Source organism: Flavobacterium sp. JAS (genome assembly GCF_020991455.1).
Lineage (GTDB): Bacteria > Bacteroidota > Bacteroidia > Flavobacteriales > Flavobacteriaceae > Flavobacterium.
On record NZ_JAJMOX010000004.1, the window covers coordinates 250,948 to 267,174 of the forward strand.

Below are 16,227 nucleotides of genomic sequence, written 5' to 3' on the forward strand. Positions count from 1 at the left end.
TTTAAGTGGAGATAACTATTATTTCTTCTTTTTAGCTACTGGTTTGGTTGCCGGCTTTGCTTGTTTTATTTCTTGCTTTGGTTTTTCAGCCGCGATTTGAGCTGGTTGAATTTTTTCTGGTGATTTCGAAAATAGTTCAGCATTTTCAAACCATTGATTACTTAACACCGTTCCGTCTGGTTTAAGAAATCCCCATTTTCCTTCGTTTTTTACCCTTGCAATACCATCAATAAATCCTTTGTCTTGTTGTATAAACATGGCAATAATTCCGTTTGAGGTAATTCCGTATTGTGTTGGGATAACTAATTTTCCTGATTCGTTGATGAATCCCCAGTTTTTTTCTTTTACAGGAGCCAATCCGTTTGCACTAAAAACTTCAGCATCACTATAAGTTGGTTCAATTACGAATTCTGCTTTTGGGTTAATATATCCCCATTTAGATCCAACGCAAACCGGAGCTAAATTTTTCGAGAATGCTTTTGCCTTATCATATATAGGAGTAATGACCCAATTTCCTTTTAAGTCAATGAATCCAATTTTTCCATTCTTTTTAGCAAATGTTAAATCCTGTGTTTCAAAATCCCAGATTTTTTCGGCGCCATCAACCGGAATAAAACTTCCTGCACTTACAATTCCAAAGGTTTTGTCTTTTCTTGCCCAGCTTGTGTTTTTAAAATAGTTTCCTATTTCGTCGTAAGCAGGTTCTATTAATTCTTTTCCAGAAGTATTAATAATTCCCCATTTTTTATTGTTTGCTACTCTTGCAAAACCATTTTCAAAAGGCTTGATTACGTCGTATTTTGGTTCTAAAACAACATCCATTTTTGAGTTGATTAACCCAATTTTGTTTCCTTGTTTTATGAAAGCAACGCCGTTATCAAAATCATATAATTTTTCAGAAGCTGGTGCTTTCTGAATTTCACCTTTAGTATTAATATACACCCAGTCTTTATCGTTTTTTACTACTGCGATCCCGCTGTTAAACTCTTTGGCATCAGTAAAAGTTGCCGGAATTATCCAGCTTCCTTTTGTATCAATAAAACCCCATTTTCCACCGTTTTCTACAGCAGCCAATCCTTCAGAGAAACTCTTTGCAGATTTATATTGAGGCTCAATTTTAAAGTTTCCGTCTTTAGAAATATATCCAATTTTAGAGTCTTTTTTAACTAACGCCAATTCTTGACTATTAACAAATTGAATGCAACATACGAATAAAAAAATAAGTGTTTTTTTCATGGTCTTAAAGGTTCAATATTAATAATGTGAAATAAAGTCTTAACTGTTGATCAGGTAATCTTTTACTTTTTGAACGAATGGATACATAACCTGATCTTCATTAAATGTAGGAATTATGCTTCTAATATCATCATACCATTGTTTCGATACTGACGATATTTTGTCTTTTTGTTCTAAATAATCAATTGCCTGAACAATTGTAATCATTTCGATGCTTAAAACTTCAAAAGCATTTTCGATTACTTTTGAGGTAATTACGGCTGCATTTGTTCCCATACTTACAATGTCTTGATTGTCATTGTTGTTTGGGATACTGTGAACGTACATTGGGTTAGATAACATCTGGCTTTCGGCAGTTGTTGAGGTTGCAGTAAACTGAACACCCTGCATTCCGAAATTAAATCCTAATGTTCCTAAATTGACAAACGGAGGAAGAATTTCGTTGATTTTTGAATTCAATAAATAATTCAATTGACGTTCTGCCAACATGGTTAATTTGGTAATAACAATTTTCAGTTTATCCATTTCAAGCGAAATATAATCGCCGTGGAAGTTTCCTCCGTGATAAACGTGTTTGTTTTTTACATCTATAATAGGATTATCGTTTGCCGAGTTAAATTCGTCTTCTAAAATAGAAGCAACATTGTTTATGGTTTCTAAAACCGGACCTAAAATTTGAGGTACACAACGTAGTGAATAATATTCCTGAACTTTTTCTTTAAAGATTTCTTCGGTGTTTTCACCAGAATATAAATGGTCTTCTCTTTTACGGATTAAAGTACTGTCCGAAAGATTTTTTCTCATTCTTAATGCTACTTCCTGTTGTCCTTTATGACGTTTGGTTTGGTTTAATTCTTCAGAGAAATGATCGTCATAAGCCTGAACCAATTCGTTTATGGCACAAGAACATTTTAGCGACCAGTCTAATAATTTATTAGCATGATGCACATTTACAACTCCAATTCCGGTCATTACAGAAGTTCCGTTTATTAAAGCCAGACCTTCTCTGATTTCTACCTGAATCGGTTTTAAACCTTCGATTTCGAAAACTTCTTGAGTTGGTCTTCTGTCTCCTTTATAAAAAACTTCGCCTTCGCCAATTAAAACTAGAGCTAAGTGCGATAATTGTACCAAATCTCCACTTGCACCCACACCGCCGTGTTCAAAGATAAGAGGTGTAATGTCTCTGTTAATCAACTCTGCCATTAAATGAATTACAGAAGGATGAACTCCTGAATTTCCTAATGATAAGGTGTTTAAACGAGCCAAAATTGCAGCTTTTGCACAAACCGGGCTTAAAGGTTTTCCGGTTCCGGAGGAGTGGCTTCTGATTAAATTGTATTGTAACTGGATTTGATCAGCTTCTTTAATTCTATATTGAGCCATTGGCCCAAAGCCAGTATTTACACCATATATAATTTTATTTCCCGAAAATTCTTTCAGAAAATTAAAGCTTTCATTTACTCGATTTAGGACTACATCGCTGATTGCAACTTTGTTATTTCCAAAAATAATGGATTCGAATTCTCCTAAACTTAAATATTCATTAATTGTATTCATTAAATCGTTTTTGGTTGTGCTAATTTAATTTTATTTATCAAAATAAATGTAGTTATTTTGATGATGGCAAATGTAAGTTAATAATCAATAACATTCTTATTATGATAAAGGAGTTTGTGGATGTTTTAGTGATAGGTGCAGGACCGTCTGGATGCGTTTCGGCATCGCATCTTCATAACAATAATGTTAAAGTTAAAGTAGTAGAAAAAACAAAATTTCCAAGACTTGTTGTTGGCGAAAGCCTGATACCAAGAGTTATGGATCATTTTGCTGAAGCTGAGCTTTTTGAAAGTCTTAATGCAATGAATTTTGAGAAAAAACTCGGAGCTCGTTTCATTAGAGGCGAAGAAATATGTGTTTTTGATTTCAGTCAGAAATTTGGTGAAGGCTGGGATTGGACGTGGCAAGTGCCGCGCGCTGATTTTGACAACACCATGGCGCAGGAAGTAGTCAGAAAAGGAATAGATCTGGAATTTGAAACGGAGGTTTTGGAAGTTTCTTTTGAAGGGAAAAATTCGAAAACAATCGTAAAAGATAAGGACGGAAATTTAAAAGAAATTCACGCCAAATTTATTATTGATTCCAGCGGATACGGCAGGGTTTTACCAAGACTTTTGGACCTTGATGCGCCATCAAAACTGGATCCGCACTCATCGATATTTACACACGTAAAAGATATTAATAGAGAAGAAGGAGAGGAAGGAACTCAAATTTCATTTGATATTCTGGAAACCGAAGTTTGGTTATGGGTAATTCCGTTCTCGAATGGAAATACAAGTTTGGGAGTTGTTGGGCCAACAGATTTTATCAATTCACTTTCTGAAAATAAAGACAATGCTGAAGCTTTGCGAAATGCGATTCAGAAGTCAGATTATTATATCAAAAGATTTAAAGGAACAGAGTTTTTGTTTGAACCTGTTAAATTAGAAAATTATTCAAGAGCTGTAAAAAGAATGTACGGCGATGGTTTTGCTTTGACTGGAAATAGTTCTGAATTCTTAGATCCTGTTTTTTCATCAGGAGTTGCTTTTGCGACAGAATCAGGAATGTTGGCGGCAAAATTATATATTAAAGAATCACAAGGAATCGAAGTAAACTGGGAAGTTGAATTTACAGAATACATGAAACGCGGAATTGCTGTTTTTACTACTTACGTGAAAGAATGGTACACTGGAAACCTTCAGACTTTGTTTTTCCACCAGCCCGAAAATCCGGATGTAAAAGAAAAAATATGCTCGGTTTTGGCAGGTTATGTTTGGAATGAAGAAAACCCGTTTGTCAAGAAACATGATCATGTGATTCAGAATATGGCGTATTTGCTAAATATGCAAAAAGATGATTTAAATAAAGAATAATGGTTTAAAGAAGAAAGCGACAAAAAATAAGATGAAAAACAATATTAACAAATTCATTCTTCTTATTATGGTTTTTGGTCTCATTTCTCTTTTTATAAAAGGACATTTAAGATCGAAAGAAATTCAGGAAAATAAAAAACTAACTATATGTAAGTTTACTTTTTGTAAAACGTTTCCCAAGACTACGGAAAGCTTTTTCAAATATAATGTAAACAACAAACAGTATAGAAATAGTTATGGCCGCTGTCCTGATAATTATGATGAAAAGATTAATAAATTTTTTATAATATACTATTCTTCTAAAGACCCCAATAAAATAATTGTTGATTTTTCAAAACAAATTACAGATACAACAGCTATTTTAAAAGCTGGATTTACTCGAGAAGAAATAGGCTCTTAAACATAAAAAAGAGGATGCCAAATTAGCATCCTTTTTTTATGTTTAATTTTTATTTATAAGCTTTTTTAAGAATCATTTTCGAAAGTGATTTTGCTGTTTTAGCATATCCTTCTCCAATTCGTGATTCGTTGCTAAAATTGTTTCCCCATTGATCTCCGGGAGCATCTTCGCTGGTAATTTCTAACAGTACTTTTGATTTATTTGCAGTTTCAACAAATTTTAAATTAGTAGTAACTTTTGCTGGTTGCTTCATAATACCTGCATCCCAACCCGGGTATATCCAAACGGTTTGCACGATTAATGTATAAGGTGTGTTTAATCCTTCCTGAAAATTCACCTCTTTACCTGCTTTTGAAAGTACAACATTTCCAATTTCTAAAAACTTTGGTGTCCAGATTTGCTCTTTTGCAGAAACCCATTTTTTTTGCCAAATGTTTCCATTTCCTTTTGCTTTCTTATCCAATTCGGCTTTGTGTTCTTCGACATATTGGGCTTCCGATTTTTTCTCTTTCATCATAGTGAAATTACTATAATCAAATTCGATATTTATTTCTTTTTGATCTTTTAAAAAATCGAAATTTCCCTGAATAACATTCATGTCTTGAGCAGAAACAGCTCCGGAAATAAGTAATAATGCAAATGCTAGTTTTTTCATTTTTTTAATATTGGTTAATTTAGTTAAATAGTTAAGGAGCGAATGTAATTTAAAATTCAATATGAAAAAATAAAACTTTTACATTGTTTTTCTTGTTAAAACAAAAGAGCAACAATATTGCCAGATAAAAAAAGAGGATACCAATTTGGTATCCTCTTTTAATCTTCAAAAAATAATATAGTAAAAAATTATACTACCAGAATTTAACGTACAATGCAATAATAGATAATAAAGTGATTACGATTAAAACCGTTGTTTGTGGTTTTACTTTAAACATTTCATAATCTAATTCAAAAGCTTTTGGATTCACTTTTGGTCCTGCAAAACTTATTAGAACCATAGTTAATGTTGTAAAGAAGAATGATAATCCCATACAAATATGGAACGGAATTTCGAATGCTCCTTTACCATTAGAATAAGCAGTATATAATAAAGTCTCATTTCCGAATAATGCCGGAGCATATTCATTGAATAAAACTGATAATAAGAATCCTAAAATTACACCAACAATTGCCGCAGCTCCAGTTGTTCTTTTCCAGAACATACCAAGGATAAACATTGCGAAAACTCCAGGGCTAATAAAACCTGTATATTTTTGAATGTAAGTGAACCCACCAACTCCGCCAATTCCTAAAAGGTCATTCCAAGTAAATAAAACAGCTAAAAGCATTGCAGCAAAAACGGCAATTCTACCAATGTTTACTTGTTGTCTTTCGCCAGCTTCTTTCTGGATGTATTTTTTATGAATATCTAAAGTATAAATTGTAGAGATACTGTTTACTTTTCCAGCTAATGAAGCCACAATTGCCGCAGTTAAAGCAGCTACAGAAAGTCCTTTTAATCCTGTTGGCAAGAAAGTTAATACAGCAGAATAAGCGCCATCTTTTCCTCCAACTAATTGAGGTAAATGTCCATTTTGGTATAAAACATAAGCAGCAATACCAGGCAACATTACGATTAATGGCATTAATAATTTTAAGATACCGGCAAATAAAATACCTGTACGAGCCGTTTGCAAATCAGCACCCAAAGCTCTTTGAGTAATGTATTGGTTACAACCCCAGTAGTTTAAGTTGATGATCCAGATACCTGCCAGGTAAGATAATAATCCTGGGAAAGTTAAGTATTTGTCAATAGCAAGTTGAGATGTTTGTGCCGTAACTACAGTATCGTGTGGTTTTGGGATAATCATTTTAAAATGCTCCGGAGCTTCTCTCATTAAAACTTTGAACCCTTCGATTGCATTTTCGCCAACTCCAAAATATTGCCCAACAGTTGTAAGAGCAATGTATGAAGTTACCAAACCTCCAATGATTAAAACCGCAACCTGAATAACGTCAGTATAAGCCACAACTTTCATTCCTCCAAGAGAAATAAACAAAGCAAAAACAGCCAATCCAATCATGATTACGTGCAGATATTCTCCGCCCGCCAAACCATTAATTGCAACTGCTCCTAAATATAATATAGAAGTTAAGTTTACAAAAACATACAAAAACAACCAGAAAACAGCCATAATCAACGCAGTCGATTCATTATAACGTGTTTTTAAGAACTGAGGCATTGTATAAATCTTATTTTTAAGATATACCGGAATAAACCAAACCGCAACGATAATCAATGCAATAGCAGCAATCCATTCGTAAGCAGCAACGGCAATTCCTAAAAAGAAACCTTCACCACTCATTCCGATAAATTGTTCAGCTGAAATATTTGATGCAATCAGAGAAGCTCCAATAGCCCACCAAGTTAAATTTCCTTCAGCTAAAAAATAAGCTTTAGCATCATGTTCGTCTTGTTTACGCTTGCGGTAAACGGAGTAACCGTAGGCAGAAACTACGATAAAGTAAATAATAAAAACCGCATAATCTGCGAAAGCGAGGTTCTGGTTCATTGTTAGTAGTCTTTAAAAATTAGTATAGGTGATTGTTTAATTAAGTTTAAAAATTAATTGATTAGAAAAATCTTCAAACCTGTTTTTGTTGTTCAATAGTGGTTTAAAATGTGATATATGTTTTTATTTTGTTATTTTTTTATGAAAATAAGAACGAAAGTCAAAAGTAAAATAAAAAATGAGAACTACGCTATTTTAAATGTGTTTTTTACATTTATAAATAAAATATTCTGTTAAATTTTTATATCACATTCAGTTAAGCCCTTTTTTTACTTGATTTTCACCTCTTTTTTATAATGTACTTCAGACTGTTGTCTTAAAATTTCTGCACTTTTTTCAGGAGTAATATCTCGCTGTGATTCTCCTAACATTTCATAACCAACCATAAACTTTTTAACCGTTGCAGATCGTAATAATGGTGGATAAAAATGCATGTGAAAATGCCACTCAGGATGCTCTAAACCATCTGTTGGAGCTTGGTGAATTCCTGATGAATACGGGAATGAAGTACTAAATAAGTTATCGTATTTTGTTGTTAGTTGTTTTAAGATTTTAGCAAAAGCGGTAGTTTCTTCCGCATTAAAATCAGTGATTTTGTTAATTGCTTTTTTGCTTATGATCATAGTTTCATAAGGCCAGATTGCCCAAAAAGGAACTAACGCTACAAAATGATCATTTTCGATTACAACACGTTCTCCAACTTTTAATTCTGCTTTTACATAATCTTCAAGAAGTGTTCTGCTGTTTTTATCAAAATAAGATTTTAGGCTAATCTGTGTTTTCTCAACCTGAGTTGGCAATGACGATTGTGCCCAGATTTGTCCATGCGGATGTGGGTTACTGCAACCCATAACGCTTCCTTTATTTTCAAAAATCTGAACGTGATTGATATATTTGATACTTCCTAAATTAGTATATTCTTTTTGCCAGGTTTTGATAATATTCTCAATTCCGTCAATTTCCATTTCCGGTAATGTAAGATCATGTCTTGGAGAAAAACAAACCACTCTTGAAATTCCCTGTTCTGGTTTTGCTTTAAAAAAAGTGTGTTTGATATCTTCTTCAAAAATAATTTCGTCCTGCTTCATGGCAGCAAAATCATTTTCAAAAACAAAGCTGCTATCGTAATTAGGATTGTTTACGCCGTTGGCGCGCACATTCCCCGGACACAGATAACATGTCTCATCGTATTTTGGTAAAGATTCAGTTGAAATTGTTTCGTTTTGTCCTTGCCATGGACGTTTCGCGCGATGAGGTGATACTAAAACCCATTCGTTTAATAATGGATTAAAACGTCTGTGAGGATCCTCGTTAATGTCAAAATTTTTCATTTTTGTTTTGGTGGTTTTTAAAGTAGTGTTGTTCCGTTTGAGATTTTTACATCATAAAATTTTAATTCAATCCCAAATGTATCTAAATAAAGATTTGAAAACTTACTTTTTACCTCATTTTCATGCCCTTTTTTTATTAAATTAATGGTGCATCCGCCAAAACCTCCACCCATTAAACGCGAACCAATAATCCTATCGTCAGATTTTGCGGTATCTACGAGCATATCCAGCTCTTCGCAGCTTACTTCATACTCTTGCGATAGACCATAATGCGTCTCAAAAAGCAATTGTCCTAAAATTTCTATATTTCCGTTATCCAAAGCCTCACAAGCCTTAGTTACACGGCTAATTTCTTTTACAACATAATGTACTCTTTTAAATACAGTTGCATTAAATTTATCCTGAATGCTCAAAAGCTGTTCCTCAGTACAATCTCTAAAACTCTTTACTTCCGGAAAGTGATTTTTAATGATCGACAAGCCTTCTTCGCACTCAAGCCTTCTCGTATTATATTCAGATGTAAAAAGCGAATGTTTTACATTACTATCGAATAAAACCAATGAATAATCTTTAAAATCAGCATTGTGATATTCAAACTCCAGGGTATTACAATCCAGTTTTATAACTTTATTATCAAGACCGTGAACACTTGAAAACTGGTCCATGATACCGCAATTAATACCCACCCAATGTTCTGCTTTTTGTCCTAACAAAGCAATATCAACTTTCTCAATTTTTAAATCGAAAAGTTCTTTTATGCCGAAAATTGTTCCACATTCCAAAGCTGCCGAAGAAGACAACCCGGAACCAACCGGAATATTACTGCTAAAAACACAATTGAAACCCTCAAAAGAAAATCCGTTATCCTGCAATTGTTTCATTACACCACGGATATAATTGGTCCAGACAACATCGCTCAATTGAATTTCCTGAGTTAAGTCAATTTCGAATTCTTCATTTAAATCAATAGCGATTATTTTAGATTTTTTGGTTTTGTTTTTTTCAAAAGCAAAACAAATTACTTTGTCAATCGCCGCTGGTAAAACATAACCGTCATTATAATCAATATGCTCTCCAATAATATTAATTCTTCCAGGAGAAAGGACAATTTTTTGAGGAGCAGATCCAAATGATTTCTCAAAAAATGCTGTTGTGTTTTGTATTAAAATATCATTCATTATAGTCAAATTGTAATAGTGTTGTCTGGTAGTTTTTGCAAACCAATTGTTTAGAATTGTTAATTTATATTTTCGAATTTATAAACTGTTTTTTGGTTGTATTCAGCTCCTTTTTTCAAAACTGAATTCGGAAAATGAGCATGATTTGGCGCATCCGGAAAATTCTGAGTTTCAAAACAAATTCCGCTTGACGAATGATACGTTACATTTTCTTTTCCTTTAAGAATATCAAAACAATTTCCGCCTACATATATATGTACACTTGGCTGATCTGTGTAAACACTCATCTGCAAGTTGTTTTTTGTACTGAATAATTTTGCAACAACCTCATTTGTAGGTTCAATTACAAAAGAATTATCGATAGAAACCGGACATTTTTTTGCAGTTCTAAAATCAAAATCATGATTAGAAAGCGCCGTGAAATTTCCGGTTGGGATATTCTCGTCGTTCGTTTCTAAAATCTTATCAGAGTTGATAAACATTTCCTGATTTAAAACAGAACCATCGTGACCATCCAGATTAAAATAACTGTGATGCGTTAAATTAATCACCGTATCTTCTGTAGAAGTTGCTTTATAATCCAGTTGCAATTCGTTATTTTCAGTCAGCGTATAGGTTAAATCTACGTGTAATGCTCCGGGATAATTTTCATCTAAATCGGCACTCAAAAGACTGAAGGTTATCGACGGATTTTCATCAGAAGTTATGTTGGTAACGTTCCATAATTTTTCACCAAAACCAGCATTTCCACCATGTAAAGCATTTCCATTATTATTGGTATTTAATTGAAATGTTTTACCATTTAAAGAAAAAATACCTTTATTAATTCTTCCGGCATAACGCCCAACGGTTGTTCCTAAATAAGGCGCGCTTGGCAAATTATAAGAAGCCAGATAAGATGTTCCAGAATCAAAGCCTAAAACAACATCTATCAGTTTTCCGTTAGTAACCGGAATTTGTAAGGAAGTAACGGTTGCTCCAAAATTTGTAATCTGAACTTTCATTCCGTTTTTGTTTGATAATTCAAAAGCGAGAATTTCTTCGTTGTCAGCCGATAAACCAAATAATTTAGAACTAGTTTTATCTTGAAAATGCGATATGTGTTTTATTTCCATGCTATTTTTGCAAAAAATGAAATCCAAAAATAGAAACATTATTTGCGTTAGCATACCAGTACCTACCAGTTTTTTGTATATTGCACCAAAATCTATTTTTTTATGAATATCATTTCTATCCAAAACAACATAGGATTGCCAAAATATAAGCAGATAATTCTCTCAATAGAAAAGGCAATCGAAGAAGAAAAATTAGTTAAAGGAGATCGACTTCCGTCAGTAAATAAAGTCTGTCTGGCTTTTTCATTGTCACGCGATACTGTTTTGTTGGGTTATGATGAGCTCAAAAAAAGAGGAATTATTTATGCCATTCCCGGCAAAGGATATTACGTTAAGAGCGTTGAAACCACTATAAAACAAAAGATTTTTTTACTTTTTGATGAGTTAAATATTTTTAAAGAAGATATTTATAATTCATTTTTAAAAAATATTGGAAAAAATGTACAAGTCGATATTTTCTTTCATCACTTCAATGTTCAGGTATTCCGAAAACTAATAAATGACAGTAACGGAAATTATACCAAATACATTATCATGCCAACCAACTTGGCTGGTGTGGCAGATATTTTAAAAACCCTACCAGTAAATGAGGTAATTATTTTAGATCAGACCAATCCTGATTTAAAATTATATCCCGCTATTTATCAAAATCACCAAAAAGATATTTTTGAAGGTTTGTTTAAAGGAAAAGTGAAACTGAACAAATACGAAAAACTAATTTTGATCTTTCCAGGCTTTAGAGAACCGCTTGGAATGAAAATGGGATTTGAACATTTTTGCAACGAAAATAACTTTGAATACGAAATCATAACGGAGTTTACCGACAGAGAAATTACGTTAGGTGATCTTTATATTATTCCGAATGACAGAGATTTGGTTCGTGTAATTGAAAGTGCCAGAGATCAACATTTGAAACTTGGTGTCGATTTTGGAATTATATCTTATAATGAAACTCCCCTAAAAAAGATTGTCGCAAACGGAATTACAACTATTTCTACACATTTTGAAACGATGGGAAAAATTCTGGCAGAGATGGTTCTTAAAGGAAATAAAGACCAAATCGAAAATAAATCGTCTTTGATTATTAGAAATTCGTTGTAAGAAGCAGTTTAGATTATAATTAAAATTGTTTTGTTTGTGAATTCTAACGCGGTATGTTTAGTCCCTACGGGACACTTTATAATCCGGTCGATATTATTTTCTACCAACATTTAATCTCTCCGAGATATACTTCTTTTCGAAATTACTGGAAAATTATATTATGCAACGATTCTATTAAGTGTTTAATATCTGTGAGATATACTCCGTTAGGAGTTAAATGTTGGTAGAAATTAAATTGCCACCACCCAGAAAAAATGTCCCGTAGGGACATAACGCATACGGTTTTCAATCTCGAATTATGGATTTAAATTTTTTCTTGAAAAATCAATATCTCATAATATGAACACGGAATATGGTAAATCAATAAAATTTTAATTAAAAAAATAACGAAACAATTTTTTTGTTTTTGTGGAATTATTTTACATACATTTGTAAATGTAAATTTTACACTTATTATTTGATTTGATTCTGTTTTGAATTTATAGAAATGTTTCTATTTGAAATTCAGAGCAAACAAATAAAATTACGCTATTAAACCAAACCAAAAGATTTCAAATTTTTTCTTAGAAATGAATAACAAAATAGACCAATTATCCGCAGATAATATACGTGCTTTAGCCATTTCGATGGTCGAAAAAGCAAATTCAGGCCATCCGGGAGGATCAATGGGTGGCGCCGATTTCATGCATATTTTATATTCTGAATACCTAAAATACGATCCAACAGATATGCATTGGATTTTTAGAGATAGATTTTTTATGGATGCCGGACATCTTTCGGCATTGATGTATGCCCAATATCATTTGTTGGGAAATTACGAAAAATCAGATTTGGAAAATTTCAGACAATGGGGTTCTGTAACTCCGGGACATCCTGAAATTGATGTAAAAAGAGGTGTCGAAAATACTTCAGGACCATTAGGTCAGGGACATGCAATGGGCGTTGGAGCGGCAATTGCAGCCAAGTTTTTATCGGCAAGATTTGAGAATTTATTCGATCATAAAATTTACGGCTTTATAACTGACGGAGGTGTTCAGGAAGAGATTTCACAAGGTGCCGGACGTATTGCAGGACATTTAGGGTTGAACAATTTTATCATGTTTTATGATTCTAACGATGTTCAGCTTTCGTCAATGACAGATGAGGTTACGACTGAAAATACGGCAATGAAATACGAATCTTGGGGCTGGAAAGTGATCACAATTGACGGTCATAATCATACTCATATTCGCTCAGCTTTAAATGCAGCGCACGCCGAATTAGAGCGACCAACTTTGATTATTGGACGAACCATTATGGGAAAAGGCTGCGTTACCGCCGATGGAACAATGTACGAAGGACAATGCGAATTGCACGGAAAACCTATTGGTGCAACAAAAGCAGATTTTGAAAAAACGCTTGTGAATTTAGGTGCAAATCCAGAAGATTCATTTGCAGTTTATGAAGAAGTTGAGGTTCATTATAAAACTATTTTAGAACAAAAAACAAAAGAAGCTTCAGAAAGGAAAGAGCAAATTTTGGCTTGGGAAAATCAAAATCCAAAATTGGCCGAAAAGATAAAACAGTTCTTTAACGGTGATTTACCAAACTTAGATTTTAGTTCAATTGTTCAAAAAGCAAATGCGGCAACACGCGATGCTTCGGCGGCAGTTTTAGGATATTTGGCGGAAAATGTAGAGAACATGATTGTGTCTTCTGCAGATTTATCGAACAGTGATAAAACAGATGGTTTCCTGAAAAAATCTTCGGTTTTACAGAAGAATAATTTTAACGGAGGATTTTTGCAAGTGGGTGTTGCCGAATTAACAATGGCAGCAATCGCAAACGGAATCGCACTTCATGGCGGAGTTATTCCCGTTGTGGCTACGTTTTTTGTGTTTTCAGATTATATGAAACCAGCGATTCGTTTGGCGGCAATTCAGGAATTAGCCGTAAAATATATTTGGACGCACGATTCTTTCCGCGTAGGCGAAGATGGACCAACGCATCAACCAATCGAACAGGAAGCGCAAATAAGATTATTAGAAAAAATCAAAAACCATTCAGGCGATCAAAGTTTATTGGCTTTGCGTCCTGCAGATGCTGTTGAAACTTCTGTTGCCTGGCAAATGGCATTAGAAAATAAAAAAACACCAACTGGTTTGATTCTTTCCAGACAAGATATTAAGGATCTTCCAACGAACGGAAAGTCAAGATTTGAAGAAGCTTCTCAGGCTAAAAAAGGCGGTTATCTGGTAAAAGAAACTCATAATCCAAACATTACTTTGATTGCAAACGGTTCTGAAGTGGCAACATTAATTGAAGCTGCAAACGAGTTGGAGAAAATTATTAAAATAAAAATAAATGTCGCTTCAATTATTTCTGAAGGACTTTTCAGAGCACAATCTGTGGGGTATCAGGAAAGTGTTATTCCGAATGGCGCATTAGTTTTTGGACTTACAGCGGGACTTCCTGTTAATCTTGAAAATCTGGTTGGAAACAGAGGACAGGTATTTGGGTTGGATCATTTTGGATATTCGGCTCCAGCTTCAGTTTTAGATCAGAAATTTGGATTTACCAGTAAAAATGCCTGCGAAGAAATCCTTAAATACTTAGAAAAAAATAATTATAACTTATCAAAATAATAGAAAGAATGAAATTTTTTATAGATACAGCAAACTTAAAAGATATTAAAGAAGCCAATGATTTAGGAGTTTTAGATGGGGTAACCACAAACCCGTCATTAATGGCAAAAGAAGGAATTACAGGAGCACAAAATATTTTAGATCATTATATAAAAATCTGTGAATTGGTAGATGGCGATGTTAGCGCCGAAGTAATTTCAACAGATTTTGACGGAATGGTTGCCGAAGGAGAAAAATTAGCTGCTTTACATCCGCAGATTGTCGTGAAAATCCCAATGATAAAAGATGGTGTAAAAGCGATTCGATATTTTTCTAATAAAGGAATCAGAACCAATTGTACTTTGGTATTTTCTGCAGGTCAGGCTTTATTGGCAGCAAAAGCCGGAGCAACTTATGTGTCTCCATTTATTGGTCGCCTTGATGATGTTTCGACTGACGGAATGGTTCTAATTGAAGACATCAGATTGATTTATGATAATTATGGTTTCGAAACTCAAATTCTGGCAGCTTCAGTTCGTAATGTAATGCACATTATTAATTGTGCCAAAACCGGATCTGATGTTATCACCGGACCATTAAGCGCAATCGAAGGTTTATTAAAACATCCGTTAACGGATATTGGTTTGGCTACTTTCCTGGCAGATTACCAAAAAGGAAATAGCTAGAATTTTTTTTGGCCCACGGATTTGGCGGATTAAACGGGTTAGCGCGGATTTTTTAATTCTTTGAAATGTGTTTTTTCACGCAGATTTAGCAGTTTTTTTAATTTTTAGTATCTGCCAGATCAGCAAAATCTGCGGGCTATTAATCTCAAACAAGAATAATTTGTTTAGTTTTTTAATAGTAGTTTTATTGAAGAAAAAACCCTGAGAGTTTGTGGCTTTCAGGGTTTTGTTTTTTTATTGTTGAGCAGTTTTCTCTCGCAGATTTAGCAGATTCGGCAGATATTTAGAATTAAAAAAGAAATCCGCACAATCTGCTAAATCTGCGAGAGAAAAATTATCGTTTTTCTATTCAAAAAAAATCCGCGCTAACCCGTTTAATCCGTAAAATCCGCGGGCTAAATTTTAATTACAAATTCAACACAAAATCATTCAATAATTTCTCTTCGTATTTTTCTTTATTGAAAGTATACAAATAAGATCCTTTTCTAGACGATTGCATGTCTTTTTCTTCCAGTTTATTCAGGATTTCCAAAGAATTAATTTTACTGATAAAGTTTCTTTTGTCTAATTCCTTACTTAAAATTGCTTCATACAATTCTAACAATTGACGCATTGTAAATTTCTCCGGCAACAACTCAAACCCAATAGGTTTTATTGAAGTTCTGTAGCGCAATCTTCTAATGGCGTGATCGACCATTTCGTTATGGTCAAAAATTAAGTTTGGAGCATCGGCAACACTAAACCATTGAGCGTGGTAATTTTTGATTAGTTCGGCATTATGGTTTTCGATGTTAATCAATGCATAATAAGAAACCGAAATGGTTCTTTCGACAGGGTCACGGTCAATTTCACTGTAAGCATATAACTGCTCCATGTAAATATCGTTTAAACCTGTATATGTATTTAAAATTCGGGTAGCAGCATTGTCTAATACCTCGTCACGTTTTAGGAAACCGCCAATTAGGGACCATTTTCCTTTTTCGGGTTCGAAATCTCTTTTGATCAAAAGTATTTTTAAACCTTCATTATCGAATCCAAAAATGATGCAATCTACTGCTAATAAAGCTTTGTCTGCAGAGCTATAACTGTTTAGCATATGTTTGTTTTTATTGG

13 protein-coding genes are annotated in these 16,227 nt (G+C 33.6%); 5 read left to right on the top strand and 8 right to left on the bottom strand.

The window, feature by feature from the left end; genetic code table 11:
- Positions 1 to 18 precede the first annotated feature (18 nt).
- Both LPB88_RS07100 and hutH read right to left on the bottom strand, forming a co-directional pair.
- On the bottom strand, positions 19 to 1,236 hold the full coding sequence (locus LPB88_RS07100; RefSeq protein ID WP_230714007.1) for a WG repeat-containing protein: 1,218 nt from the start codon (positions 1,234 to 1,236) through the stop codon (positions 19 to 21).
- A gap of 39 nt (positions 1,237 to 1,275) precedes the next feature.
- Positions 1,276 to 2,796 carry a histidine ammonia-lyase gene (gene hutH, locus LPB88_RS07105; protein WP_230714009.1) on the bottom strand — a complete coding sequence of 507 codons (1,521 nt, stop codon included), beginning with the start codon at positions 2,794 to 2,796 and terminating at the stop codon, positions 1,276 to 1,278.
- Between the two features lie 101 nt (positions 2,797 to 2,897).
- Between hutH and LPB88_RS07110 the strand changes: the two genes are divergently transcribed.
- Entirely contained in the window at positions 2,898 to 4,151 is a 1,254-nt protein-coding gene (locus LPB88_RS07110; RefSeq protein ID WP_230714010.1) for an NAD(P)/FAD-dependent oxidoreductase, read from the top strand.
- Positions 4,152 to 4,182: 31 nt separating this feature from the next.
- Positions 4,183 to 4,551, top strand: coding sequence for a hypothetical protein (locus LPB88_RS07115; protein WP_230714013.1), 369 nt, complete (start codon positions 4,183 to 4,185; stop codon positions 4,549 to 4,551).
- Between the two features lie 49 nt (positions 4,552 to 4,600).
- On the opposite strand, the gene LPB88_RS07120 is transcribed toward LPB88_RS07115, so the two are convergent.
- The 5 genes from LPB88_RS07120 to LPB88_RS07140 all read right to left on the bottom strand — a co-directional run bounded on the left by LPB88_RS07120 (position 4,601) and on the right by LPB88_RS07140 (position 10,724).
- The gene (locus LPB88_RS07120; protein WP_230714015.1) at positions 4,601 to 5,206 is read right to left on the bottom strand and encodes a hypothetical protein; all 606 of its coding nucleotides are present in this window, start codon (positions 5,204 to 5,206) and stop codon (positions 4,601 to 4,603) included.
- A gap of 193 nt (positions 5,207 to 5,399) precedes the next feature.
- Positions 5,400 to 7,100, bottom strand: a complete 1,701-nt coding sequence (locus LPB88_RS07125) for a sodium/sugar symporter (protein ID WP_230714017.1) — start codon at positions 7,098 to 7,100, stop codon at positions 5,400 to 5,402.
- A 269-nt stretch (positions 7,101 to 7,369) separates the two neighbouring features.
- The gene (locus LPB88_RS07130; RefSeq protein ID WP_230714019.1) at positions 7,370 to 8,431 is read right to left on the bottom strand and encodes a UDP-glucose--hexose-1-phosphate uridylyltransferase; all 1,062 of its coding nucleotides are present in this window, start codon (positions 8,429 to 8,431) and stop codon (positions 7,370 to 7,372) included.
- 17 nt (positions 8,432 to 8,448) lie between these two features.
- Complete coding sequence (gene galK, locus LPB88_RS07135; RefSeq protein WP_230714020.1) at positions 8,449 to 9,609, bottom strand: galactokinase; 1,161 nt, start codon at positions 9,607 to 9,609, stop codon at positions 8,449 to 8,451.
- Positions 9,610 to 9,668: 59 nt separating this feature from the next.
- Positions 9,669 to 10,724: an aldose epimerase family protein gene (locus LPB88_RS07140; RefSeq protein WP_230714022.1), complete on the bottom strand. Its 1,056-nt coding sequence runs from the start codon at positions 10,722 to 10,724 to the stop codon at positions 9,669 to 9,671.
- Between the two features lie 102 nt (positions 10,725 to 10,826).
- Here LPB88_RS07140 and LPB88_RS07145 point away from each other — a divergent pair, with 102 nt between their 5' ends.
- The 3 genes from LPB88_RS07145 to fsa all read left to right on the top strand — a co-directional run bounded on the left by LPB88_RS07145 (position 10,827) and on the right by fsa (position 15,114).
- Positions 10,827 to 11,825 carry a GntR family transcriptional regulator gene (locus LPB88_RS07145; protein ID WP_230714030.1) on the top strand — a complete coding sequence of 333 codons (999 nt, stop codon included), beginning with the start codon at positions 10,827 to 10,829 and terminating at the stop codon, positions 11,823 to 11,825.
- A 569-nt stretch (positions 11,826 to 12,394) separates the two neighbouring features.
- Positions 12,395 to 14,449 carry a transketolase gene (locus tag LPB88_RS07150; protein ID WP_230714031.1) on the top strand — a complete coding sequence of 685 codons (2,055 nt, stop codon included), beginning with the start codon at positions 12,395 to 12,397 and terminating at the stop codon, positions 14,447 to 14,449.
- Positions 14,450 to 14,457: 8 nt separating this feature from the next.
- Positions 14,458 to 15,114, top strand: coding sequence for a fructose-6-phosphate aldolase (gene fsa, locus LPB88_RS07155; protein WP_230714034.1), 657 nt, complete (start codon positions 14,458 to 14,460; stop codon positions 15,112 to 15,114).
- Positions 15,115 to 15,520: 406 nt separating this feature from the next.
- On the opposite strand, the gene LPB88_RS07160 is transcribed toward fsa, so the two are convergent.
- The gene (locus LPB88_RS07160) at positions 15,521 to 16,210 is read right to left on the bottom strand and encodes an NUDIX domain-containing protein (protein WP_230714036.1); all 690 of its coding nucleotides are present in this window, start codon (positions 16,208 to 16,210) and stop codon (positions 15,521 to 15,523) included.
- Between the last annotated feature and the right edge of the window lie 17 nt (positions 16,211 to 16,227).

Bases quoted from the DNA above. Each gene is read 5' to 3' on its own strand.
- LPB88_RS07100 (WP_230714007.1), bottom strand. From the start codon at position 1,236: ATGAAAAAAACACTTATTTTTTTATTCGTATGTTGCATTCAATTTGTT.
- hutH (WP_230714009.1), bottom strand. From the start codon at position 2,796: ATGAATACAATTAATGAATATTTAAGTTTAGGAGAATTCGAATCCATT.
- LPB88_RS07110 (WP_230714010.1), top strand. From the start codon at position 2,898: ATGATAAAGGAGTTTGTGGATGTTTTAGTGATAGGTGCAGGACCGTCT.
- LPB88_RS07115 (WP_230714013.1), top strand. From the start codon at position 4,183: ATGAAAAACAATATTAACAAATTCATTCTTCTTATTATGGTTTTTGGT.
- LPB88_RS07120 (WP_230714015.1), bottom strand. From the start codon at position 5,206: ATGAAAAAACTAGCATTTGCATTATTACTTATTTCCGGAGCTGTTTCT.
- LPB88_RS07125 (WP_230714017.1), bottom strand. From the start codon at position 7,100: ATGAACCAGAACCTCGCTTTCGCAGATTATGCGGTTTTTATTATTTAC.
- LPB88_RS07130 (WP_230714019.1), bottom strand. From the start codon at position 8,431: ATGAAAAATTTTGACATTAACGAGGATCCTCACAGACGTTTTAATCCA.
- galK (WP_230714020.1), bottom strand. From the start codon at position 9,609: ATGAATGATATTTTAATACAAAACACAACAGCATTTTTTGAGAAATCA.
- LPB88_RS07140 (WP_230714022.1), bottom strand. From the start codon at position 10,724: ATGGAAATAAAACACATATCGCATTTTCAAGATAAAACTAGTTCTAAA.
- LPB88_RS07145 (WP_230714030.1), top strand. From the start codon at position 10,827: ATGAATATCATTTCTATCCAAAACAACATAGGATTGCCAAAATATAAG.
- LPB88_RS07150 (WP_230714031.1), top strand. From the start codon at position 12,395: ATGAATAACAAAATAGACCAATTATCCGCAGATAATATACGTGCTTTA.
- fsa (WP_230714034.1), top strand. From the start codon at position 14,458: ATGAAATTTTTTATAGATACAGCAAACTTAAAAGATATTAAAGAAGCC.
- LPB88_RS07160 (WP_230714036.1), bottom strand. From the start codon at position 16,210: ATGCTAAACAGTTATAGCTCTGCAGACAAAGCTTTATTAGCAGTAGAT.